This is a genomic window from Nostoc sp. ChiQUE01b (genome assembly GCF_034531255.1).
In the GTDB taxonomy this organism is placed as follows: Bacteria; Cyanobacteriota; Cyanobacteriia; order Cyanobacteriales; family Nostocaceae; genus Nostoc.
Map to the genome: position 1 here is coordinate 33,327 of NZ_JAVRBM010000052.1, position 21,081 is coordinate 54,407.

Here is a 21,081-nt window from a genome sequence, read left to right on the forward strand (position 1 = left end):
TGGAGATCAGTGTGAGGAGAGAAATGCAAAAATTCTGGAAATATCTGTTAGTTAGTCCAGCAGTCTGCGGTGTCATCCTATTTGTGAATACTGCTACATTTGCAGGTGAAACATCGGGTAAGTCTGAAATCAATCAACCGCAAGTTTTAGCTAATCCAGACATAAAAGATCAGAACATAGCGCAAGATCGGATGATGGGGCAAGTTACCTCTGTGTCTCAATTTTCCGATGTACAACCTACTGACTGGGCATTCCAAGCATTACAGTCTTTAGTTGAGCGCTATGGCTGTATTGCAGGATACCCAAATAGCACTTATCGCGGTAATCGGGCATTAACGCGATATGAGTTTGCTGCTGGTTTGAATGCTTGTCTCGATCGCGTTAACGAACTTATTGCGACAGCCACTGGCGATTTAGTTAACAAACAAGATTTAGCCACATTACAAAAGTTGCAACAAGATTTTTCCGCAGAACTGGCGACACTCCGGGGTCGTGTGGATGCAGTAGAAGTACGCAATGCTGAATTGGAGGCGAATCAGTTTTCAACTACAACTAAATTGCAAGGACAAGTTGTCGCAGTCGTCAGCGATGTGCTGTCAGGAAATACAGTTAACGGTGCAGAAATTACAGACGAGAATACAACTTTAGGGGTACGGGCACGGATAGAACTTGTTACCAGCTTCACAGGGAAAGATACGCTGTTCACCAGAATCCAAGCTAATAATATTCTCAGCCCTAACATTGGTACGCCAGAAGGTAACTTATTTTTTGCTGGCGAGGATGGTACTACTAATGCTGCGATAGATGCATTGTTCTACAGATTTCCCTTGGGTGAAAAAACAGAGGTTGTCGCTATTGCCAATGCAGGTGCAGCAGACGACCTTACCAGCACTGTCAATCTCTTTGATGGTGATGGCGCTTTTGGTGCTTTGTCTACCTTTGGTACACGTAACCCAATTTATAACCAAATAAATGGTGCAGGGTTGGGAGTAACATACGAGTTCAACGAAAAATTGGCATTAAGTCTAGGGTATTTGAGTGGTACAGCTAATAACCCTACACCTAATAATGGTTTGTTCAATGGTTCTTATGGTGCGTTGGCACAGCTGACAGTTAAACCAAGCGATCGCATTTCTATCGGTTTAACTTACATCAATTCTTACAACCAACCACTACTCACAGGTAGCAATGCCGCCACTTTCCAGAATATAGCAGCTATCCAGGGTTTACCGGAAGAGCAAGTAGGATTTTCCAGTAATTCTTACGGTGTCGAAGCATCCATTGGCATCACTGATAATATCGTCTTGGGTGGTTGGGCTGGATATACCAACAGCCAAAGCTTGAGAGGAACCCGTGGAGACGTTGATATTTGGAACTATGCTGTCACCCTCGGCTTCCCTGACCTCGGTAAAAAAGGTAACTTAGCAGGTATCATCGCTGGTATAGAGCCGAAACTGACAAGCTCTAACATTGCAGGATTGGATAATGATCCTGATACATCCTATCATCTTGAGGCTTTCTATCAGTATAAGCTGAGTGACAATATCACTATTACTCCTGGAGTTATCTGGTTAACATCTCCAGATCACAATGACACCAATGATGATGTTGTTATTGGTGCATTGAGAACCACATTCAGTTTCTAATTTTTAAAATCTTAAAAGAAGACGCAAAGGATAAATTTGCGTCTTTTGTTTTGTGTATAGGTTTAAAAATAAAACTCAGCATTTTTACTGGGCTTGACATTTTATACCAATTCAATTAATGATTGCAACACATCCTTGGCTAAAGACGCGATAAATCGCGTCTCTACAAATGGTCTATTTTTTGCATTATTTTTTCTAATTGGTATTAAAACAATGTGAGTTTGACGGTTAGGAAAGGTCAAAAAGGTTACTAGATATGAATTTGCTCAACTGAACATCCACGCAGCCTGAAAAAAGTCGCGTTCACAAAACATCGCATAACGATAAGTTGAATGCACAACAGAGTTGGTAGCGGCATAATCGTCAACCAAATTTTCTAATTGTTGTGTTAGTGGCAGAAAATCTGCACTGCTATAAGTACGAATCCAGTCTGCATATTGATGATTAGGAATACCGTTACAAGCCAATTTTTCTCCTAAAAAGGCATACAAACGCATACAGGGAGACATCGCCGCAGCAGTTAAACCCACATCTTTGCTCCAAGCAGTTGCTAACAAAAAATCAGTATAGCGGCGGGTGGCAGATGCAAGTTCTACAGAATACAAATTGACTCCCCACTCAGAAGCATAGCTACTATGCAGGCGAAGTTCTTCTAAAACTCCACTAGCTAAATTATGAAATGTAGTGAAACCTAACCAGTCTGGTGCTTTAGCTGCGGCGATACTGTAGGCACGCGCAAAAGCTTCTAAGAAAAAAGCATCTTGCCCTACGTAGTAAGCAAATTTAGCTTGCTCAAGAGTACCATCGCCAATGCCTCGAACGAAAGGATGCTCTAAGCAAGCTTCGGCCAAGTCTTGATTTGCTGCCCATAATTCGTTAGATAAAGTCATTTGTTATTTGTCATTTGTCATTTGTTATTATCCCCTTTAAAAAGGGAAGAACTGAAGCAAGACTGAGCCAATACTTCCCAAAAAGTCAACGAAGTTGGGCTTACCAGTACTTACCTTTTCATTGACGGGTGTTTGCAGTTCTTTTATAAAAGTTTGGGCTGTTAGGGTTCCAGTGCTATTGTTTTGGGATGTAAACAATTTTTCTGCAACTTGAGCATCTTGGAATGCACCTTGTCTATCTAGTATTTGGTAACGGGCGACACCACGAGCTAGATAAGCATCCGCATATTCTGGTTTAATTGCGATCGCTTGATTAAAATAACTGATTGCTTGCTGTTGGTTGCCTTTTTGCCCTTCTGCTACACCCAAAGCATAAAATTCTGCTGGTGAAGCAATTTGTGATGGTATACCAACTGCACCTTGGAAGTTAGTCCCATTCAAGTAAGCGCCAGTTAGTTCTGCATTTGCTAAATAAGTATTTCTCAAATCAGCACCCGTCAAATTTGCGCCATTAAATTTAGCTTCGCTCAGGTTAACGCCAAATAAACTCGCGCCACTTAAGTTTGCACCCCGCAAATCTGCACCGCTCAAGTTGGCGCGGCTGAGGTTAGCACCTGTGAGATTAGCACCGCTCAAATTGGCTCCAGATAAATCAGCCATCACTAAACCTGCACTCGTCAAATCACAGTTTTGACATTGTTTGGTTGCTAATAACTGTTTAACATCTTCAGAATTTGCTGCTTGTACGGTTGTTGTCAAACTCATCGTGGTTAAAAATGCAACTGCACTTAGAAGTTGGATTTTCATAGTATTGTAATATTTTTTACTCAACATCAATATTAACTGAGATGGATTTATACCTCAGCATTATGATATGAGCAATCTCAACAATTTGCCCTCTGTAGTTGCCTATATCACCGATAAATTGGCGATACCTTTCCTGTGGAACGTTACGTTAAAGGATTGTAGAAAAGTCGTGAAAGTATAAATTGAACCGATATTAAGACTGACAACCCCAATAACAAGGGTAAATAAGCACCAGTTGTCAAGATAAATGATACACTCCACTAAAGGCGAAGCTAGGATCATAAAATCAAACTTACTGCAAAATATCGCTTCAAAGAAAGCATCTGTAACATCTAAATAATTAGTCCTTTTTAAAATCAAGTAAATTAGTAGAGCAGTATCCAAGCCTAAAGTTTGCCCTAATAACTGGACTAGTCATTGTCATCAGCGATGCTCTTACTCAGCAGCAAAATGATAGATTTGGTTTGGGATACCCTGATTTTAAATAAATATGAGACTATAGAAACATTCAGGCAGTCAGAAAAACGTGAGTCAGCAAGACAAACTCTTAGAAAAAATTCTCTCTGGGACTTCTGATACAGATATCCCCTTCGCCCAACTGTGGCAACTTTTATATACACTAGGCTTTGAAGAACGAATTCGTGGCGATCATCGTATTTTTGTCAAAGCCGATGTTGAGGAAATATTGAACCTGCAACATAAAAGAGGAAAAGCCAAAAGCTATCAAATTAAACAAGTACGGGCAGTGATTCTCAAATATAAGCTAGGAAGCAAAAATGATGTTTCGGTATGAAATTATTCTCTATTGGAGTGAATTAGATCGAGCCTTTATTGCTGAAGTACCAGAATTATTAGGCTGTGCTGCTGACGGTGATACTTATCAAGAAGCCCTGCATAATGTAGAATTAGTTGTGCAGGAATGGATAGAAACTGCTAAGGATTTGGGGCGTCCAGTTCCTGAACCTAGATTGCGTTTGATGTAAATTTAATTGATACACAAACCAAGTCCAAGTAATTTTTTAGCATTATTCAGAAATATTTCACACCATTTTAGATACGGATAAGAAAAATTCCCCACCTCAACTGGCCAATTGGTTTTATACAATCAAAGGAGGAGATAATTTTCCAAAGATACAGGGGTAAATACCATTGGTTCAGCAACCAGAACTCCAGGAAACTTCGTCGATAAAGTCAACCCAGCGCGTGCTTAGAAGTTTAAGCACTTACAGGTGGACTTCACTGGGAGCATTAGTCAGCCTGTTGCTGTTGACGATCGCCAACGCTGTCACTCCACAACTATTTCGGTGGGGAATTGATGAGGGGATCGCGCCAAAAAATCTCCAAATTGTGCTATACAGCGCCGCCTGGATGGTAGTTGCGGCGATCGCTCGTGGGGTATTTAATTTTGGACAAAGCTATCTAGCAGAAGCAGTATCTCAGGGTGTTGCTTATGACTTACGAAACAAAATTTTCAGCAAAATTCAAAATCTCAGTTTCAGCTTTCATGATCAGGCGCAGACTTCCCAACTGCTAACCCGTGTCACCAGCGACATTGAGCAGATTCGTACCTTTATTGGCACTAGCTTAATTCAGGTTGTCGGTTCAATTGTGACATTGGTAAGTATTTCGGTGCTTTTGCTGGTGATGAACTGGCGATTAGCCCTTATTACCCTCACAGTAGTACCTATGGCTGCATGGTTGATGGCACGATTCATCAACCGAAATAACAAACTTTTTCGGCAAGTACAAGAGCAACTGAGCAACCTGAATGCTGTATTGCAAGAGAACTTGCTAGGAATCCGGGTAGTGAAAGCTTTTGTACGGGAGTCAACCGAAAGGTCGCGTTATACAACTCTGAATGATGGCCTACTCAAGGCAAACATGAAGACCATTAGCGCCATCCGTGATACCTTCCCATTGATCTTTTTGCTGAGTAATTTAGTAACACTGGCGGTTTTCGGCTACGGGGGAGCGCAGGTGATTGGAAATCGGTTCTCCATTGGCGAACTGGTGGCGTTTAACTCTTACCTAGCATTGATTCTCCAACCGATTTTATTGATTGGATTTGCCGCACCCGCGATCGCTCAAGCAGCTGCTTCCGCCGAACGTGTCTATGAAGTTGTGGATGCAGAGGTAGAAATTCGCGATCGCCCAGGTGCTGTTCCATTTGACACCTGCGGTGGTAGAATTACCTTTGAAAATGTTTCTTTTCGCTATCCAGGAGCGATAACCGAAGCTCTTAAAGAAGTATCCTTTGAAACCAAGCCCAACGAGCTAATCGCCGTTCTCGGAATGACTGGTTCAGGAAAAAGCACAATTATGAACCTGATTCCCCGCTTTTACGATGTCACAAATGGGGCAATTCGGATTGACGGACGAAATGTAACAGGTTTCACACTCAAAAGCCTGAGATCGCGTATTGGCATTGTATTTCAAGAAACCACCCTCTTCTCTGGCACAATCCGCGAAAATATTGCCTATGCAAAACCTGATGCTACCTTAGAGCAGGTGATTCAGGTTGCCAAAACTGCCCAAATACACGATTTTATTAGCGGTCTACCCAATGGCTACAACACGTTTGTGGGTGAACGGGGCGTGGGCTTATCTGGTGGACAAAAACAACGAATTGCGATCGCTCGTACTTTACTAACCGATTACAGCATTCTGATTTTGGACGATAGTACCTCGGCTATAGATGCCAAAACTGCTGCCCAAATTAAAGCCGAACTAGATGGTTTAATGCGCCAAAAAGCTTGTACAACTTTTGTAGTGGCTCAACGCATTAGCACCATCCAGAATGCCGATCGCATTTTTCTCATAGATAAAGGACGATTAGTAGCACAAGGTACTCACGAAGAATTGATGCAAAGCAGCCCACTCTATGGTGTGATTTTAGAATCTCAGGTAAACCCAAAGGAGAAAAAATGATCTCCAATTATAGCGGTTCTAGTTTGGACGCAATCCACCTTGACCAAACAATTCGCAATTCGCAGTTCGCAATTCGCAATTGCGGACGTAATTGTCAATTGGTTCATTGAGGGTACAAGCCCTTCACTCCATTCGCAATGACTACCTGGTAACTTAGTAAATTTGCTTGCATTGGGATGCTCCCTGTACACACAAGTCTTTTAGAGTTGCAATGCAATGGCATTGTTTCGACTAACAATGCCATTGTTTCGACTGACAATACTATTGTTTCGACTGACAATGCCATTGTTTCGACTAACAATGCCATTGTTTCGACTGACAATGCTATTGTTTCGACTAACAATGCCATTGTTTCGACTGACAATGCCATTGTTTCGACTGACAATGCCATTGTTTCGACTAACAATGCCATTGTTTCGACTGACAATGCTGACTTTTCACGGGATCTAGGAAAACCTCACTCCCATACCTTGTAGGCAAGGGCCTGTTCTTGTTAGGTCTGTATTACACTCAACCCAGAAGCGCCATAGCATAATTACTTTAGCAGGAAAATTTGATCGCAGCTTTCTAATAAAGACTTTTAATCCCAATTCCCAATCCCTAGTCCCCAGTCCCTTTTACTCCCAAATCTAAAATCCCAAATTTTTATGAGAAGCACTATTCCCGTTGTTGCATCTGAGGAAAATGCAAGTCAGCAACTTTCCACCCTGCGGCGCTTTTTGCAATACGTGCTACTTTATCGCAAAGAAATTCCTATCGCCATCACATTAGTATCAATTGGTGCCATAACTCAGGCAGTTGGGCCATTCTTTATCGGCTGGTCAATCGATCATCTGATTGCACAAGGGAATTTGCAAGGACTGCTGCTGTTATTAGGGCTACTAGGGCTGAACTATGGACTTGGCGTCTTAGCAATTCGGGGTCAAATTATTCGAGTCGGCTGGATTATGCAGCGATTGCTGGCTCAACTGAGGCAAGATATTTTCATTAAAATCCAAAGTCTACCACTCAGCTTTTTCGATCGCAGCGAAGCAGGCGATTTAATGAGCCGATTGCTGAATGATGTCAACACCGTGAATCAAGCTTTTGGACTGACAATCGCCCAAATGCTGGGCAACACTTTCAGTTTAATTGGCATTGTGATTGCGATGCTCTCAATCAACCTGCAACTCGGTTTGTTAAGCAATCTAGTTGTACCACTGATGATTTTTACTACAAGCTTATTTGCACGTTGGGCAAGAGCCAGATTTCGCGTCACGCGACAAACCATTGGGGAACTTTCTGCCAAGTTAGAAGAAGATATTGGCAGCGTGCGAGAAGCCCAAGCATTTAATCGCGTACAGATGAATATCACAGAATTTAACATTCTTAACGCCGCCAATAGAGATGCCAACGTTGAGGCTGTGGCAATTACTTCAGCCTTTTTGCCCTCTATCGATTTTCTCAACACGTTAGCAACAGCAGGTGTACTAGCCTATGGCGGTTATCTAGCGGTAACAGGAGCTGCAACAGTGGGTGTAGTGACATCCTTTTTACTTTACGTCCAGCAGTTCTTCCGCCCTATCCAAATTCTTAGCCAGTTTTACACCCAAGCTCAATCTGCTTTCGCCGGATTAGAGCGAATCTTTCTATTACTAGATGAACCGTCAGAACTCAAAGATGCACCCGATGCCATAGAAATGCCGCCAATTCAAGGTGAGGTAACATTCGAGAATGTCAAATTTGGCTACAACCCAGATCAAATGGTTCTCAAAGGAGTGAATTTGCACGCCTATCCCGGACAGATGGTTGCATTAGTCGGGCCAACTGGTTCAGGAAAAAGTACAATTATTAACTTGATTTTGCGCTTTTATGATGTATCAAGCGGTGCAGTGAAAATTGACGATCTTGATGTGCGTAGCGTGACTCAAGCAAGTCTACGCCGTCAAATTGGCATCGTCCTGCAAGACAATATTTTGTTCACCGGCACCGTCGCCGAAAATATAGCTTTTGGCGCTCCTTACGCCACTCAAGCTGATATTGAAGCGGCTGCACAACTAGCAAATGTACATGAGTTCATTACCTCACTGCCACAGGGTTATACAACTCAATTGGGTGAACGGGGAGCGCCTCTGAGCCAAGGACAGCGACAACTAATCAGTATTGCTCGTGCGGTATTAATTAATCCTCAAATTCTGATTCTTGATGAAGCCACCAGCAGCATTGATACCCGCACAGAAGCGCTAGTACAAAATGCGATCGCTCGTTTGCTCCAAGATCGTACCAGTTTCGTAATTGCCCACCGTCTCAGTACAGTTACTCAAGCAGATCGGGTATTAGTAATTCAGCAAGGACAAATTGTGGAACAGGGTACTCACGCCGAACTCGTCAATCAGCAGGGTGTCTATGCCAACTTGTATGCTCTGCAACTGGGTGCAGCAGAACAAGAGACATAGGAGTGAAAATTAATTCTGCGTTGCCCGAAATCCTTGGTAGACACAATTCATGAATTGTGCCTACGTCATTTCAGCAGATGTCTAGTGGACATGATATAACTAAAGACTACTAAATTTAAAAAAGTATAGATAAACAGGTAAAATTCTTATCTGATAGGGATCGGCAGAAATATCAGTGCAGAACTTCTGGACGATGTAGGGTGTGTAGCAGGAGAAATGCAGGTAGGAAAAGTGAGGAATTAAGTATGGCACTATATCTAGACTCAGCGATCGCATCGGAAGCTGAAGTTGTTAAGCTTTGGGGATGGGTAAAAGGTATTACAACAAATCCCACGTTGTTATCTCAAAGCGATACTCCACCAGAAACCACGCTCAAAAAATTGGTCGCCTTGACAAATGGCCCGTTATACTATCAACTTATGGCATCCGATAAAGCTGGGATGCTAGCTGAAGGTAGGAAAGCTTTCGAGATTATTGGTTCACAAACAATTTTGAAGATTCCCGCAACACCATTAGGGTTTGAAGTGGTGGCGAGTCTATCACCAGAAATTACCTGTTCGGTGACAGCGATTTATAGTGCAGCCCAAGCAGCAGTAGCACGGGAAGCAGGAGCTAAAATTGCTATAGCTTATGTCAACCGAGCTACCCGATTGTTAGGTGATGGTATTGCCTTAGTGCGGGATATGGCTAGCATACTCAAAGGTAGTGATACGGAAATCTTAGCAGCTAGTATCAAATCTCCTGAAGAAGCAGCTGCATCGTTGCAAGCCGGGGCCAATCATTTAACTTTACCACTTGCAATGTTGCAGGCGATCGCAACTCATGAATTCTCACAAAAAACCGTTGAAGAATTCGCTAAAGGAGGCATCGGTTTAACTAATTACTAATTCGTAATTTGTATAGGACTCATATTTGATTTTTGCGAAGCTAGGTACACCTTTATTCCTTATTCCCAGTCCCCAGTCCCCAGTCCCCAGTCCCCAGTCCTCAGTCTCTACGAGTAATTCTCCGAATCAAATCGGATTGTTATATGCGTTCAATAAGTGAATTTAGCTAAACTATAAAAATCAAATTTACTCAACATCTCCAAAAAGGTGAATACCGCAGGCACTTGCAGGGCATTAGATAAAATTGCCGTTGCAATGACTCTTTCGAGCGGTGCAGGTAAACTATATACCTGCACCTTTGGAGGAATGGGTACAGCTGCTAAACGAGGCATAATAGCTGCTCTCAGTCCTTGATTCACCATACTAACGACTGTAGAATCTTCTTGAATGTCGGTAGCAGTATTGATTGGAATTGCGAAAGTTTTCAGGTGGTTGTGAAGAATGCGTCCGCAAGGTGTACAAGGAAGCAAAACTGGTGGATAGGCTGCTATGTCTTCCCAAGTAATTTGCGGACTGCTAATTTTGGTATCTGGTGGTAGTAAAGCTACATACTCATCCCGAAAAATTTCCCAGGTTTCAAATTCTTCACCAGTTGGCAGACAGGTAATACCAATATCGGCACGTCCATCATGCAAACACTGCTCTACATCTGTGAAAGCAGCACACTCTATAATTGTGACAGCAATTTCTGGAAATTGATTGTGAAATTGAGCGATCGCTTTTGGTAATAGATGAGTAGCGACGCTCCGAAAAGCCGCAATTCGCACATGACCACCGTGTAAACCTTTATGTAGGTTTGCTTCGTGTTGCATCATCTTTAGATGCTGCATTGCTTGACGCGCATGATACAAAATGCGCTCTCCAGCAGGTGTCAGCACAGCACCGTGACGACCTCTGGCAAATAATGGCACACCCAATTCTTCTTCTAGGGTGGCAATGGCATGACTAATTGCAGGTTGGGAAAGCTGCAATTCTAAGGCTGCCTCACTAAAGTTACCACAATCTGCGACTGCAATTATGGCTCGGAGTTGGGAGAGTTTCATCGGCAATTGATGAGAACAAGGGTATACACATCCTGACTTTATTGTGGCAAAAAGGTTGTATTATAGCGTTTCCTAATCATACAAGGTACATCATAGCCCCCTCCTCGCCTGCGGGGAGGGGGTTGGGGGTGGGGTTCAGTACCTACTCAACCGAGAACCGCTATAGTGATTTTTAATATCTATAAATCCTATTTATAGAAGCTATGCAAGCTATGATTTGATTCCTAACTGAGATGTTGTTACTGTTTTATTTACTGAGCAACTTTCAGAATAATTTTATGAATAATGACATTAGGTGTCTATCAACAGAAGATATAGAAATAAATTGTAGTCCGTCATTCGAGAAAAAAATCCACTCAAACTTCTGGGAATCTCTGCATCTGATTTGGGAAAATTTTGTCAAAAAACTCCTAGTAGATCATCATGAATTACAAGTTTGGCAAAAGGTTGACCGCCACGGTAATATCTATTGGCAAGCTTACGACCCTGTAACCGGAAAATCTTTCTCTTCAGGTTCCGAAACTGATGTGTGTATGTGGATTGAACAGCTTTATAGGTATTAAAAATATGACACAACTTACTTTGGTAATCGGCAACAAAAATTATTCATCTTGGTCGCTTCGTCCTTGGTTAGCGATGAAGCAATTTGGTTTGGAATTCAATGAGATTCGGATTCCTCTTTATAACAACCCAGATTATTCATCCAAAATTCGGCAATATTCGTCATCAGGAAAAGTACCTGTGTTATTGCACGATACACAAACGGTGTGGGATTCTCTCGCTATTTCTGAATATTTAGCGGAAACATTTCCAAATCTGCAATGGTGGCCAGAGGATAAGGCTGCAAGAGCATTAGCCCGTTCTATCAGTGCGGAAATGCACTCAGGGTTTCAAAACTTGCGTCAGAATATGCCGATGAACTGCCGTACTAAATATCCTGGTAAAGGTTTAGAATTAGGCGTACAACAAGACATTGACCGCATAACTAATATTTGGCAACAATCACGTCAAAAGTTTGGCAATGGTGGCAATTTTTTATTTAGTAATTTCACGATTGCCGATGCGTTCTTTGCTCCAGTTGTCTTGCGGTTTATCGCCTATGATGTGCAGTTAGATACTGTTTCTAGAAATTATGTGGAGTCGGTTTTGGCACTTCCAGCAATGCAAGAGTGGATAAATGCAGCAAAAAATGAGACAGAAATTATTTCCCAATTTGAGTTTTAGTGAAATAGCAGATAGCGATAAGATGAAAAGTAGAAATATTTTAATTCGAGATGCAAATAAAAAAGATATTCCTGCAATTATGGAATTGATTTATTTGAAAGCTGAATTTGATGGTTATTCTGAATCTGTAGAAGCAAATCCTCAAAAGCTAGAAATTGATTTATTTGGAGAAAAGCCCCTTGCTTTTGTTATTTTGGCTGAGGTTGATGGGGATAGTATTGGGTTGGCAACTTATCACTTTATCTATTCAACTTTTTTAGCAAAACCTGGAATTTGGCTGGATGATTTATATGTCAAAGCTGAATATCGAAGCCACCGAGTTGGTCAAGCACTCATGTTACGCTTGCGCCAAATTGGCAAAGAAAAAGGTTGTGGCAGAATCGATTGGACTGTAGCTGTGTCTAACGAGCGTGGAATCAATTTTTATGAAAGAATAGGTGCAAAGATTATGAATAAAGTAAAATTATGTCGCTTAGATGGTCAGATATTATAGTAGGGTGGGTATTACAATACTCGCGCCTACAAATAAGATTTGATGGATAAGATTGAGTCAGTTTTGGCACTTCTGAACCTAAAAATATTAATTGCATCATCTCTATTACTTATTTTCCTTTCTGGTTGTACAGATTGTGAGGCTAAAAGAATTTCAAATCCCAATCATATAAAGCAGTTACTAACAACTAAAAAATGTCCCAAGTGTGACTTAGGTGGTGCTAATTTAACAAATGCTGATTTAGCTGGAGCAGATTTAAGAGAAGCTGAACTGACAGATGCTAAATTAGATGGTGCAAATTTACAAGGGGCTGATCTACGCCAAGCAGAGATGCGATGGACTGATAAATCTGAAGATGATCATGGAGAATCTGGATTCTCAGAAATCGGTGATATTGATTTCAGTTGTAATGTTGATTATAAAGTTTCGTTAGAGAAAGTTAACTTACAATCAGTTAACTTTTCTGGTACTAATCTCTCTGGCTTATTTATTTCTGATAGTAATCTCCGTGCGGCGAATTTAAGTAGTGCTAACTTAAAAAGTACCTACCTCACAAATGTAGATTTAGCGGGAGCAAATCTAAATCATGCTAATTTATCTTACGCCAGCTTCGGCAATGCTAACCTTCACTCGGCAAACTTACAAAATGCTGATTTAAGCTACAGCGAATCAATCGTCAATGTAGACTTAAGAAATGTCGATCTAAGTGGTGCTAGATTAAATGTTGCAAAATTGGATGGAAATGATTTAAGAGGTGCTAACCTTCGTGATGTTGACTTTACTCAAAGTAGCGTAGATAGAACAGACTTTCGTCATGTTAAAAATCTGACAACCGAGCAAATTAAATTGGCACAAAATTGGCAAGAAGCGGTATATAACGAAGAGTTTCGCGCCAAATTAGGACTACCTGCTTGCAAAACTAGGTTAGGAGAGTATTTAGGGCGACCTTTTATCTTTAGTAAAATTAAGAAAGGATGTTTTCAAAGATAGTCAGCTTATTTTTGAGACTTCAAGGTAATTTTTCCCACCCATTAAGGTAAAAGGTTGCCGTTCAAGAAGCAAAAATGCTTATTCTTTTTAAAGAGCGATCGCAACCTTTGTACCTCTGTTTAAACTATAATTTAATTGGTAACAAGCTATTTATAAAGTAAATCTTTAGATTTACTTTATAATGGTTTCTAAATCAATTTTAATATTAGTAATGCCTAATATTCAAGAACACATAAACACTCTTTTTACAAAATTTATTCCTAGTTATAGATTTTTTCGTTTACAAGAACTCACAATTAATAAAAATAATTCACTGCAAACAAAAATTAATAGTCAATCAATTAAAGTTCTTAGTTGGAATATTGCTAAACAAAACTATAATAACGCTTGGTTAGAAGATTTTTCAAAAATAATTGCCGCTTATCAACCAAACCTGATATTTCTACAAGAATTTTCTTTAAAGTTAGAGGCAGAAGAATGGGCAAAATGGTTGAAAATGAATTGGAGTTTTGCTCCTAATTTTGTAGATATTCATCATCAAACTTATTCAGGAATTTTTACAGCCTCGACAATCAAACCAATTACAAAAAAAGTTATCACTACTAAACATTACGAACCGATTGTTAAAACTCCTAAAATATCTTTGATTACTGAGTATCTGCTATCTGAACAAAATACAACTCTCCTGACTGTCAATACTCACCTGATAAATTTTGTAGATTTAAATAAATTTAAAATCCAGCTAAATGAATTAGAGCAAGCCTTATCTACACATCGGGGGCCACTAATATTTTCAGGAGATTTCAATACTTGGAGTCGAAAAAGAGCAGCTATTCTCAATCAAGTAACCACTCAATTAGGATTAACACCTGTAATTTTCGCACTTGATGAGAAGGAGAAAATTAAACGCTTCCTGTTATCACCCCCTTTAGATCATATCTTTTATCGAGATATCAGCGCAAAAAAAGCCAGTGCGAAAGTGCTAGACCAAATTTGTTCATCCGATCATAAACCATTGCTGGCAGAATTTACTTATACCAATACTCAAAAAAATTAAGATGCTTGTAGATGGTGGTGTTTTAGCTATTTTTAGCACAGCTACAGTTGTTGTTCATGTCGTGGGAGTTGCACATGCAGCCCATGCAGTGATGAATGTGCGTTCTTCCCAAGGGGCAATTGCCTGGAGCATTTCTCTAATTACCTTTCCCTGGCTAGCGATTCCGTTGTATTGGGTTTTAGGAAGAACTAAATTTCATGGATATGCTGAAACACTGCGTTCAGTCTATGCAGAACACTACCAGCTTATTCATTCGACTTATAGTGAACTGACTAAATTTCAGGTTGCACCACCAGATAATCTAGCCGAGTTGCAACCATTAGCCGAGGCTTTTACAGAAATTTCTTTCACATCAGGCAATGCTGCCGAATTACTGATTAATGGTCAGCAAACCTTTGAAGCGATGCTGAAAAAGATTGCATCGGCGACAAATTACATTTTGTTTCAATTTTATACTGTTAACGATGACCAATCAGGTAATGAGTTTAAAGAAGCGTTGATTGCTAAAGCCAAGCAAGGAATAAACATCTATTTTCTCTACGATGAAATTGGTTCTAAGAAATTATCTCGCCCTTATATCCAATCTCTACAACAGCATGGAATTAGAGTGAGTGCATTTAACACCACCCAAGGTCAGGGTAATCGGTTCCAATTTAATTTTCGCAATCATCGGAAAATTTTGGTAGTGGATGGAGAAATTGCATTTGTAGGTGGACTGAATATTGGTGATGAATATTTAGGAAAAAACCCTCGCTTGAGTCCCTGGCGCGACACCCATATCATTCTTGAAGGGCCAAGTGTACAAAGCCTACAAAATTCCTTTGTGCGAGATTGGTATTGGGCAACTCGAAAACTTATCGAAGTTAACTGGCAAGTGAAAATTAATCGGGAAATTAATCAAACTGTATTCGTACTTCCTACAGGGCCCGCAGATTCGCTACCAGCTTGTAAGCTTTTTTTCGTCGAACTAATTAATCAAGCTCAAACTCACCTCTGGATTGCTAGTCCATACTTTGTGCCAGATGAGGCAACATTGTCAGCCTTAAAACTGGCAGCAATGCGAGGTGTCGATGTGCGAATTCTCTTACCAAATCGACCCGATCATTTATTTGTTTATTTATGTTCCTTCTCTTACTACACTGAAATGGAAAGAATTGGTATCAAGTTATATCGTTACAAAAATGGGTTTATGCACCAGAAAATTATAGTCATTGATGAAAATTTAGCAGGGGTAGGAACTGTTAACTTAGATAATCGCTCTTTTTCCCTAAATTTTGAAGTTATGGGTTTTGTTACCGAGCCTGGGTTTGTCCAAAGTGTGAAAAAGATGTTAGAGGATGATTTAACTGTTTGTGTTGCTGTCGATCTTAATGAGTACGATAAAAAACCTTTTTGGTTCAAGTTAGCTGTAAGAGTCTCTCGATTGCTGACTCCTTTACTTTAATCACTAATAATTGCCCCTACATCTAATATAGCAAGGGACTGGGAACTGGGGACTGGGTGAAAAGTCTTTTTCTGTCTAAGTTTTATCATCTGTTGATGTCCTAATCACCAAGGCTTGCATAGATGAATAGAATAATCCATCAGGCAAAGTTAGGGTAATTTACTCAGTGGTGTTGCTAAACCGTCAATGCTGACGAGATTTTTCCGCTGTTGATATTCTCGAACTCCCTCTTCGCCTTTTTTACTAGCCCAGTTTACTAGAGTCTGGCGCTGACCTTGATATTCATAGAGTGGTACGCCAAAACCACAGGAAGTCTGGATTTTTTCAATGTCAGCGACGATAATTTGACGAGTTCCAGGTATCGGCAAAAACAAAGAATACAAAGAGTCCCACTCTGGAGAACTCGGTAAAATCGTGGTTCCTTGACCGTAAAGACGCAAGATACACGCAGGTTCTTGAAAGGCACAAAACATGAAGGTTATCCGCCCATTTTCTTGCAAATGGGCTGATGTTTCGTTACCACTGCCTGTGAGGTCTACATAACCTACTCGGTTGGGAGAGAGGATGCGAAAGCAGTCCTGACCTTTAGGAGACAGGTTAACATGACCCGTAGGACTCAAAGGTGCAGAGCCAACAAAGAAAAGGTGTTGGGCAGCAATAAAGTCTTGCAGTTCCTCAGTAATATAGTCAAAGAATTTAGACATAGACTGTCTGATTTATATTTGCAAATTTATCATGTTTTCAGCCTATGTCTTAGCTAAAAATCTAGCAAGGTATAATTACTGATGTCTGGTTTATCGGAAAAGAAGTAGGAAAAAGTATTACTGTCTCATGTATCGACTAGCCATTTGGATAGCATCAGCGATATCAACATCACCATCACCATCAGCATCCAAGAAGGAATTTAGGACTGGATTTCCGCCAGCTTGGGGATTTTGAGCATTAGCGCCTGATTGCAAAAAGTTTAGCACCAAAGGTACTGCTAAAGGCAGCAATTGTTGAACGATACCAGCATCCAACCCAGTGCGCTGGGCAGCAACTTCAGCTACTTGCTGTTGAATCTGAGGAGAAAACAACGAATTGACGGCTTGAGGATTGGGAGAAGTACCAGCATATTGACTGACTAAATTTTGTGTAGCTTCATTACCATCTGTGGCTTGTTTGTCTTGTAAAGCAGAACGCACTTGACCACCTACAATAGACAAAACAGATTGGATAGTAGAAGGATCTGCGCCTGTGCGATCGCTCAACTGTTGTACAGTATTAACAATATTTCCTATTTGACCTAAACTCCCCTGTTGATTGGGATTAGCAACTGCACCAAGAATTTGATCGAAAAGTCCCATAAGTTTGTTTCTCTCTTTGTTCTCAAAAACTTGCCAAAACTGGCTTGAAGTTTTTTGTGTCCACCGACTTTTGTAAGCCTAATAAAAGATTAAAACACGCCGCTAGTACCGCAAGGCGGAAGTCAAAAATCACTCATTCAAAAGTCAAAATAGCCCGCCGCAGGCATCGCTAACCCCAAACCCGTACTAATGCGTCCTTCGTAAAAAATAAATCGCCGTCTGTAGAAGAATGTTCATTTATCTTTCAGACAATGATCGCAAAACGCTCAACTTATTTGCTTTACGCTAATGCTGCTACCTTCTCTAGCAAGCCTTGAAACAACCTCAAGCCATCACTACCTCCCAGTATTGCGTCTGACGCCCTTTCTGGGTGCGGCATCATTCCCAACACATTGCCTTGACGATCGCAAATCCCGGCAATGTTGTTCAATGAACCGTTGGGATTCTCCCCTTCATAGCGAAATATGACTTGCCCGTTATCTTCAATTTCTGCGAGAGTGGCTGCATCAGCGTAGAATCTCCCCTCTCCGTGGGCAATAGGCAAAGTGATGACTTCACCAGTTGTATAAGCTTGCGTCCATAGATTAGTACGCTCAACTTTCAAGGGGATGCGATCGCAAATAAAATGCAAATCCCGATTTCTGGTCAACACCCCTGGCAAAAGTCCAGCTTCAGTTAATACCTGAAAACCATTGCAAATACCGAGGACAAACTTACCCTTTTGGGCGTGTTCCACAACCTGCTGCATCACAGGTGAAAAACGTGCGATCGCACCACAGCGCAGATAATCCCCGTAACTAAAGCCACCAGGAATAATCACGACATCCAAATCAGCAATATCTGTTTCTTGATGCCAAACCATGCGCGTTGGTTGCCCCAGTAAATCTCTGGTTACATAAGCAACATCGCGATCGCAATTAGAACCGGGAAAAACAACAACACCGAATTTCATGATTAGTTAGGGTAGTGGGGAGTGGGGAGTGGGGAGTGGGGAGGCAGGGGAGCAGGAAAGACGAGGAGACAAGGGGGACAAGGGGGACAAGGGGAACAAGGGAGAATTATTAAACAAGTTTCTTCCTTGTCTCCCCCTCTTCCTTAGTCTTTTACCAATGCCCCATGCCCCATGCCCCATGCCCCATGCCCCATGCCCCATGCCCTATACCCAATCCCTAAAATACCCCAGTTTGAGTTTCGACCTCAATTAATTCAAAGCGGTAATTTTCAATTACCGGATTTGATAGCATTTGGTCACAAATGGTATCAAGGTCTTTACGCGCTTTCTTCTCTTCAGTTGAGGTGATGGTGAGTTCAATGTACTTGCCAATCCGCACCTGGTCAACGTTATCGTATCCCAGTTGCTTAAGACCGGATTGTACTGCCACACCAGCGGGGTCTAAAACTGAAGGACGAAGGGTCACGAAAATTTTGGCTAGATACTTGGTTTGCACGGGCTTTTGCTGAATGCTGCGATCGCTATACTATAACTTTCTGTTCCAACTGAGTGAAAATAAGATTACGAAGCCGTTAAAGTTAATTGATCGATTAGCTCATCTAACAGCTTCAAACTACAGTGGCATACTTAAATAATTGTCTATGAGAGCCATACGCACCCGCAGTCAAGAGCGTATTTTCAACCTACTGAAAACTATCAAAAAAGGCATTTCTGCCCAAGATATTTACGTAGAACTACGTAATACAAATCAGAGCATGGGTTTAGCAACAGTTTATCGTTCTCTAGAAGCCTTAAAACTAGAAGGCATGGTACAAGTGCGGAATTTAGCTAACGGTGAAGCCCTCTATAGCCTAGCACAACAAGATAAACACCACCTTACTTGCTTGCAATGTGGTGTCTCAATTCCGATTAATCAATGCCCAGTTCATGACTTAGAAGACCAGTTAGAATCAAGCCATAAGTTTAAAGTTTTTTACCACACCTTAGAGTTTTTTGGGTTGTGTAGTCAATGCCAGGAAAATCAAGCTACTGGGATTAGTCAATAGCAATTAATTAGTACAAGGAATATCGAATGATTAATTTGCTCAGAAAACGGCTTTATACTGCACTATCTACTTTTCCTACTGCTGCTCATGTACTACATTTAGGATTACCTCTGATAGTTTTAACAATTTTCTTATTATTTATCGGGTTTAAGTCAGATTTTCTCCAGGTACATATCTTACAAAAATCTTGGAAGGAAATTGTAAAACTTGTTGCATTCTCCTTTTTTATCCCCGGATTAAGTGAGGAAATAGTTTTTCGTGTTCTATTTTTGCCTCATCCTATCGAAAAGCCTTCAATCAAGACACAGATTATTTGGGGGACGATTGCTTTGACAGCCTTTATCATGTATCACCCACTTCAGGGAATAACTTGGAATCCTAGTGGTCGTGAAGTTTTTATGGAGCCTACCTTTCTAATCCTGGCAGCTTTGTTAGGAGCTATATGTACGATCGCTTACTTAGCATCTGGCTCTATTTGGCTTTCGGTTATCATTCACTGGCTAGCTGTTGTCATTTGGATAATTTTATTAGGAGGATTTGCTAAGTTTAATTACTAGAGCTTGTCAGAATACTATATGTTGGCTTAAACATACTTTTAACTTACTACTCTGAGCAGCTTTGTATTGAGCATACTATTCTAGAGACAATCAAATACTACAGTACCTTGGAACTATCAAAGCTTTTAGTTTCGGGCGTTGAATTCCACAACAAGCAATTTTTTAGATATCACTAAAGAATATACAAAACTGCATTTCAACAAAACTCAACCAACTAAATACATCTGCAACTGTTAATTGCCAATTTTCCAAAACACTCAAAACGGGTAAGATATCTTGTTGTTCTTTTAATTCTGGTAATTTACTGGGTTCAAAAATCATGATTGACTCATCAGCAAAATCGAGTAACCAATCTAGCTTTGCTCCATTTTGAATAAAAAATGTAATTTTGCGGATAATTCGGTTGGGTGATTGTTCTGGTGAGAGAATTTCAATTATCAAATCTGGGGGAATCTCAAATTTATTCACAACACTACCTTTTGCATCCAGAGGAATTCTTTCCCATTCAAACACAGCAATATCTGGTACTATCGAAAGTCAGCTAAACGTGCAGCGTAATTCAGTAAAGGCATAAGCTAACTTTTTCGGTTTTGCAACTTGATTTATCGCAGAAGCTAATTCAATTTGTAAAGTGCTATGTTTTCCTTGTGGCATAGGTTTTTGGTATATTTGCCCGTTAAAAATCATCAGAAATTCCCGCTTTGCCTGCTTCTTGTATGGTGATAACATCGTGCCCAAAAGTACGTAATAATTCTACTGATTTACGGGGGAACTGCTCATCTGCTAACAACCTTACCATACATTAACAGGATATTTTAAGAAGCATCTAAAATAGCATCAGCTTGTTCTTGTTCGTGAATAGCAGTATCAATTTCGTCAGGAAAAGCTTCAGCATAAAGCCATGCTGTTACCAAGTTAGCTGCGCTAAGTTGAGGATATTGATCTAGAATATCAGCATCTTTAGCACCTTGTCGTCGATAACTTACCAACAACCAAACAGGAATACGTGTTCCGGCAATACAAGCATCAGCACCCATTACACCAGGGGTTTTGGTAATTCCATGATTATTAGTATTAATACCTTGGGTTAAGATGCAAATTGCTTCCACCTTTTGGGCTGGTGTTAGGGATAGTAACTGTGTTTCTAACTCTTGGGCTGTCATTGGAAACTATCTAAGATTAACTATATTTTAACGGGGTTTGAAAATTTACTACACAAACGCGTAGGCATAGCCCGTCTTAGACATCGCACAACCAAAACCTTTCACTACAAAAGTGCGTTAGCGCAAACTTACCGTCAGGTATCACCTAAAATTTATTTCCATTTTTGCATCTA

The 21,081-nt window shown here is 40.7% G+C and carries 24 protein-coding genes and 1 pseudogene; 15 read left to right on the top strand and 10 right to left on the bottom strand.

Annotated features, from left to right (window positions below; all coding sequences use genetic code 11):
- The first annotated feature begins 23 nt into the window (after positions 1 to 23).
- A complete protein-coding gene (locus RMY63_RS27570; protein ID WP_322731749.1) occupies positions 24 to 1,646 on the top strand; it encodes an iron uptake porin in 1,623 nt (540 codons plus the stop codon).
- A gap of 266 nt (positions 1,647 to 1,912) precedes the next feature.
- On the opposite strand, the gene RMY63_RS27575 is transcribed toward RMY63_RS27570, so the two are convergent.
- Together RMY63_RS27575 and RMY63_RS27580 are read right to left on the bottom strand one after the other, a co-directional pair.
- A complete protein-coding gene (locus tag RMY63_RS27575) occupies positions 1,913 to 2,536 on the bottom strand; it encodes a TenA family protein (protein ID WP_322731750.1) in 624 nt (207 codons plus the stop codon).
- Between the two features lie 36 nt (positions 2,537 to 2,572).
- Entirely contained in the window at positions 2,573 to 3,343 is a 771-nt protein-coding gene (locus RMY63_RS27580) for a pentapeptide repeat-containing protein (protein WP_322731751.1), read from the bottom strand.
- Positions 3,344 to 3,869: 526 nt separating this feature from the next.
- Here RMY63_RS27580 and RMY63_RS27585 point away from each other — a divergent pair.
- The 6 genes from RMY63_RS27585 to RMY63_RS27610 all read left to right on the top strand — a co-directional run bounded on the left by RMY63_RS27585 (position 3,870) and on the right by RMY63_RS27610 (position 9,593).
- Positions 3,870 to 4,136, top strand: a complete 267-nt coding sequence (locus RMY63_RS27585) for a type II toxin-antitoxin system HicA family toxin (RefSeq protein ID WP_322731752.1) — start codon at positions 3,870 to 3,872, stop codon at positions 4,134 to 4,136.
- On the top strand, positions 4,120 to 4,326 hold the full coding sequence (locus RMY63_RS27590; protein ID WP_322731753.1) for a type II toxin-antitoxin system HicB family antitoxin: 207 nt from the start codon (positions 4,120 to 4,122) through the stop codon (positions 4,324 to 4,326). The genes RMY63_RS27585 and RMY63_RS27590 overlap by 17 nt, the downstream gene beginning before the upstream one ends.
- Before the next feature lie 166 nt (positions 4,327 to 4,492).
- A complete protein-coding gene (locus tag RMY63_RS27595) occupies positions 4,493 to 6,271 on the top strand; it encodes an ABC transporter ATP-binding protein (protein ID WP_322731754.1) in 1,779 nt (592 codons plus the stop codon).
- A 176-nt stretch (positions 6,272 to 6,447) separates the two neighbouring features.
- Positions 6,448 to 6,747, top strand: a complete 300-nt coding sequence (locus RMY63_RS41925; protein ID WP_416212556.1) for a hypothetical protein — start codon at positions 6,448 to 6,450, stop codon at positions 6,745 to 6,747.
- Positions 6,748 to 6,918: 171 nt separating this feature from the next.
- A complete protein-coding gene (locus tag RMY63_RS27605) occupies positions 6,919 to 8,706 on the top strand; it encodes an ABC transporter ATP-binding protein (protein ID WP_322731756.1) in 1,788 nt (595 codons plus the stop codon).
- Positions 8,707 to 8,951: 245 nt separating this feature from the next.
- Positions 8,952 to 9,593: a transaldolase family protein gene (locus RMY63_RS27610; RefSeq protein ID WP_322731757.1), complete on the top strand. Its 642-nt coding sequence runs from the start codon at positions 8,952 to 8,954 to the stop codon at positions 9,591 to 9,593.
- Between the two features lie 149 nt (positions 9,594 to 9,742).
- Here the strand turns inward: RMY63_RS27610 and RMY63_RS27615 are convergent, their stop codons facing one another.
- Positions 9,743 to 10,636: a LysR family transcriptional regulator gene (locus RMY63_RS27615; protein ID WP_322731758.1), complete on the bottom strand. Its 894-nt coding sequence runs from the start codon at positions 10,634 to 10,636 to the stop codon at positions 9,743 to 9,745.
- A 278-nt stretch (positions 10,637 to 10,914) separates the two neighbouring features.
- Here RMY63_RS27615 and RMY63_RS27620 point away from each other — a divergent pair, with 278 nt between their 5' ends.
- From RMY63_RS27620 to cls, 6 genes are all read left to right on the top strand, one after another.
- Entirely contained in the window at positions 10,915 to 11,199 is a 285-nt protein-coding gene (locus RMY63_RS27620; protein ID WP_322731759.1) for a hypothetical protein, read from the top strand.
- 4 nt (positions 11,200 to 11,203) lie between these two features.
- Positions 11,204 to 11,860 carry a glutathione S-transferase family protein gene (locus RMY63_RS27625; RefSeq protein WP_322731760.1) on the top strand — a complete coding sequence of 219 codons (657 nt, stop codon included), beginning with the start codon at positions 11,204 to 11,206 and terminating at the stop codon, positions 11,858 to 11,860.
- On the top strand, positions 11,826 to 12,353 hold the full coding sequence (locus RMY63_RS27630) for a GNAT family N-acetyltransferase (protein ID WP_322731761.1): 528 nt from the start codon (positions 11,826 to 11,828) through the stop codon (positions 12,351 to 12,353). Before RMY63_RS27625 ends, RMY63_RS27630 begins: the two co-directional genes overlap by 35 nt.
- A 42-nt stretch (positions 12,354 to 12,395) precedes the next feature.
- Entirely contained in the window at positions 12,396 to 13,343 is a 948-nt protein-coding gene (locus tag RMY63_RS27635) for a pentapeptide repeat-containing protein (RefSeq protein ID WP_322731762.1), read from the top strand.
- A gap of 211 nt (positions 13,344 to 13,554) precedes the next feature.
- Positions 13,555 to 14,400, top strand: a complete 846-nt coding sequence (locus RMY63_RS27640) for an endonuclease/exonuclease/phosphatase family protein (protein WP_322731763.1) — start codon at positions 13,555 to 13,557, stop codon at positions 14,398 to 14,400.
- 1 nt (position 14,401) lies between these two features.
- Complete coding sequence (gene cls, locus RMY63_RS27645) at positions 14,402 to 15,844, top strand: cardiolipin synthase (protein WP_322731764.1); 1,443 nt, start codon at positions 14,402 to 14,404, stop codon at positions 15,842 to 15,844.
- Between the two features lie 149 nt (positions 15,845 to 15,993).
- Here the strand turns inward: cls and RMY63_RS27650 are convergent, their stop codons facing one another.
- The 4 genes from RMY63_RS27650 to purS all read right to left on the bottom strand — a co-directional run bounded on the left by RMY63_RS27650 (position 15,994) and on the right by purS (position 18,638).
- Positions 15,994 to 16,548, bottom strand: coding sequence for a pyridoxamine 5'-phosphate oxidase family protein (locus tag RMY63_RS27650; RefSeq protein ID WP_322731765.1), 555 nt, complete (start codon positions 16,546 to 16,548; stop codon positions 15,994 to 15,996).
- A 117-nt stretch (positions 16,549 to 16,665) separates the two neighbouring features.
- Entirely contained in the window at positions 16,666 to 17,190 is a 525-nt protein-coding gene (locus RMY63_RS27655) for a DUF937 domain-containing protein (RefSeq protein WP_322731766.1), read from the bottom strand.
- Between the two features lie 280 nt (positions 17,191 to 17,470).
- Positions 17,471 to 18,142, bottom strand: a complete 672-nt coding sequence (gene purQ, locus RMY63_RS27660) for a phosphoribosylformylglycinamidine synthase subunit PurQ (protein WP_322731767.1) — start codon at positions 18,140 to 18,142, stop codon at positions 17,471 to 17,473.
- Between the two features lie 217 nt (positions 18,143 to 18,359).
- A complete protein-coding gene (gene purS / locus RMY63_RS27665) occupies positions 18,360 to 18,638 on the bottom strand; it encodes a phosphoribosylformylglycinamidine synthase subunit PurS (protein ID WP_099102896.1) in 279 nt (92 codons plus the stop codon).
- A gap of 145 nt (positions 18,639 to 18,783) precedes the next feature.
- Between purS and RMY63_RS27670 the strand changes: the two genes are divergently transcribed.
- Together RMY63_RS27670 and RMY63_RS27675 are read left to right on the top strand one after the other, a co-directional pair.
- Complete coding sequence (locus RMY63_RS27670; RefSeq protein WP_322731768.1) at positions 18,784 to 19,188, top strand: Fur family transcriptional regulator; 405 nt, start codon at positions 18,784 to 18,786, stop codon at positions 19,186 to 19,188.
- 26 nt (positions 19,189 to 19,214) lie between these two features.
- Positions 19,215 to 19,745, top strand: a complete 531-nt coding sequence (locus tag RMY63_RS27675; protein WP_322731769.1) for a type II CAAX prenyl endopeptidase Rce1 family protein — start codon at positions 19,215 to 19,217, stop codon at positions 19,743 to 19,745.
- Positions 19,746 to 19,907: 162 nt separating this feature from the next.
- Here the strand turns inward: RMY63_RS27675 and RMY63_RS27680 are convergent.
- From RMY63_RS27680 to RMY63_RS27690, 3 genes and pseudogenes are all read right to left on the bottom strand, one after another.
- Positions 19,908 to 20,474: pseudogene (locus RMY63_RS27680) on the bottom strand (Uma2 family endonuclease).
- On the bottom strand, positions 20,422 to 20,544 hold the full coding sequence (locus RMY63_RS27685) for a DUF5615 family PIN-like protein (protein ID WP_416212557.1): 123 nt from the start codon (positions 20,542 to 20,544) through the stop codon (positions 20,422 to 20,424). The pseudogene RMY63_RS27680 and the gene RMY63_RS27685 overlap by 53 nt, the downstream one beginning before the upstream one ends.
- A 16-nt stretch (positions 20,545 to 20,560) precedes the next feature.
- Entirely contained in the window at positions 20,561 to 20,908 is a 348-nt protein-coding gene (locus RMY63_RS27690) for a DUF433 domain-containing protein (protein WP_322731770.1), read from the bottom strand.
- Between the last annotated feature and the right edge of the window lie 173 nt (positions 20,909 to 21,081).

Coding starts and splice junctions, on each gene's coding strand:
- RMY63_RS27690 (WP_322731770.1), bottom strand. CDS start 20,908: ATGACAGCCCAAGAGTTAGAAACACAGTTACTATCCCTAACACCAGCC.
- RMY63_RS27655 (WP_322731766.1), bottom strand. CDS start 17,190: ATGGGACTTTTCGATCAAATTCTTGGTGCAGTTGCTAATCCCAATCAA.
- purQ (WP_322731767.1), bottom strand. CDS start 18,142: ATGAAATTCGGTGTTGTTGTTTTTCCCGGTTCTAATTGCGATCGCGAT.
- RMY63_RS27630 (WP_322731761.1), top strand. CDS start 11,826: ATGAGACAGAAATTATTTCCCAATTTGAGTTTTAGTGAAATAGCAGAT.
- cls (WP_322731764.1), top strand. CDS start 14,402: ATGCTTGTAGATGGTGGTGTTTTAGCTATTTTTAGCACAGCTACAGTT.
- RMY63_RS27620 (WP_322731759.1), top strand. CDS start 10,915: ATGAATAATGACATTAGGTGTCTATCAACAGAAGATATAGAAATAAAT.
- RMY63_RS27670 (WP_322731768.1), top strand. CDS start 18,784: ATGAGAGCCATACGCACCCGCAGTCAAGAGCGTATTTTCAACCTACTG.
- RMY63_RS27575 (WP_322731750.1), bottom strand. CDS start 2,536: ATGACTTTATCTAACGAATTATGGGCAGCAAATCAAGACTTGGCCGAA.
- RMY63_RS27675 (WP_322731769.1), top strand. CDS start 19,215: ATGATTAATTTGCTCAGAAAACGGCTTTATACTGCACTATCTACTTTT.
- RMY63_RS27635 (WP_322731762.1), top strand. CDS start 12,396: ATGGATAAGATTGAGTCAGTTTTGGCACTTCTGAACCTAAAAATATTA.
- RMY63_RS27590 (WP_322731753.1), top strand. CDS start 4,120: ATGATGTTTCGGTATGAAATTATTCTCTATTGGAGTGAATTAGATCGA.
- RMY63_RS27610 (WP_322731757.1), top strand. CDS start 8,952: ATGGCACTATATCTAGACTCAGCGATCGCATCGGAAGCTGAAGTTGTT.
- RMY63_RS27625 (WP_322731760.1), top strand. CDS start 11,204: ATGACACAACTTACTTTGGTAATCGGCAACAAAAATTATTCATCTTGG.
- RMY63_RS27650 (WP_322731765.1), bottom strand. CDS start 16,548: ATGTCTAAATTCTTTGACTATATTACTGAGGAACTGCAAGACTTTATT.
- RMY63_RS27580 (WP_322731751.1), bottom strand. CDS start 3,343: ATGAAAATCCAACTTCTAAGTGCAGTTGCATTTTTAACCACGATGAGT.
- RMY63_RS41925 (WP_416212556.1), top strand. CDS start 6,448: ATGCTCCCTGTACACACAAGTCTTTTAGAGTTGCAATGCAATGGCATT.
- RMY63_RS27605 (WP_322731756.1), top strand. CDS start 6,919: ATGAGAAGCACTATTCCCGTTGTTGCATCTGAGGAAAATGCAAGTCAG.
- RMY63_RS27640 (WP_322731763.1), top strand. CDS start 13,555: ATGCCTAATATTCAAGAACACATAAACACTCTTTTTACAAAATTTATT.
- RMY63_RS27615 (WP_322731758.1), bottom strand. CDS start 10,636: ATGAAACTCTCCCAACTCCGAGCCATAATTGCAGTCGCAGATTGTGGT.
- RMY63_RS27685 (WP_416212557.1), bottom strand. CDS start 20,544: ATGGTAAGGTTGTTAGCAGATGAGCAGTTCCCCCGTAAATCAGTAGAA.
- RMY63_RS27570 (WP_322731749.1), top strand. CDS start 24: ATGCAAAAATTCTGGAAATATCTGTTAGTTAGTCCAGCAGTCTGCGGT.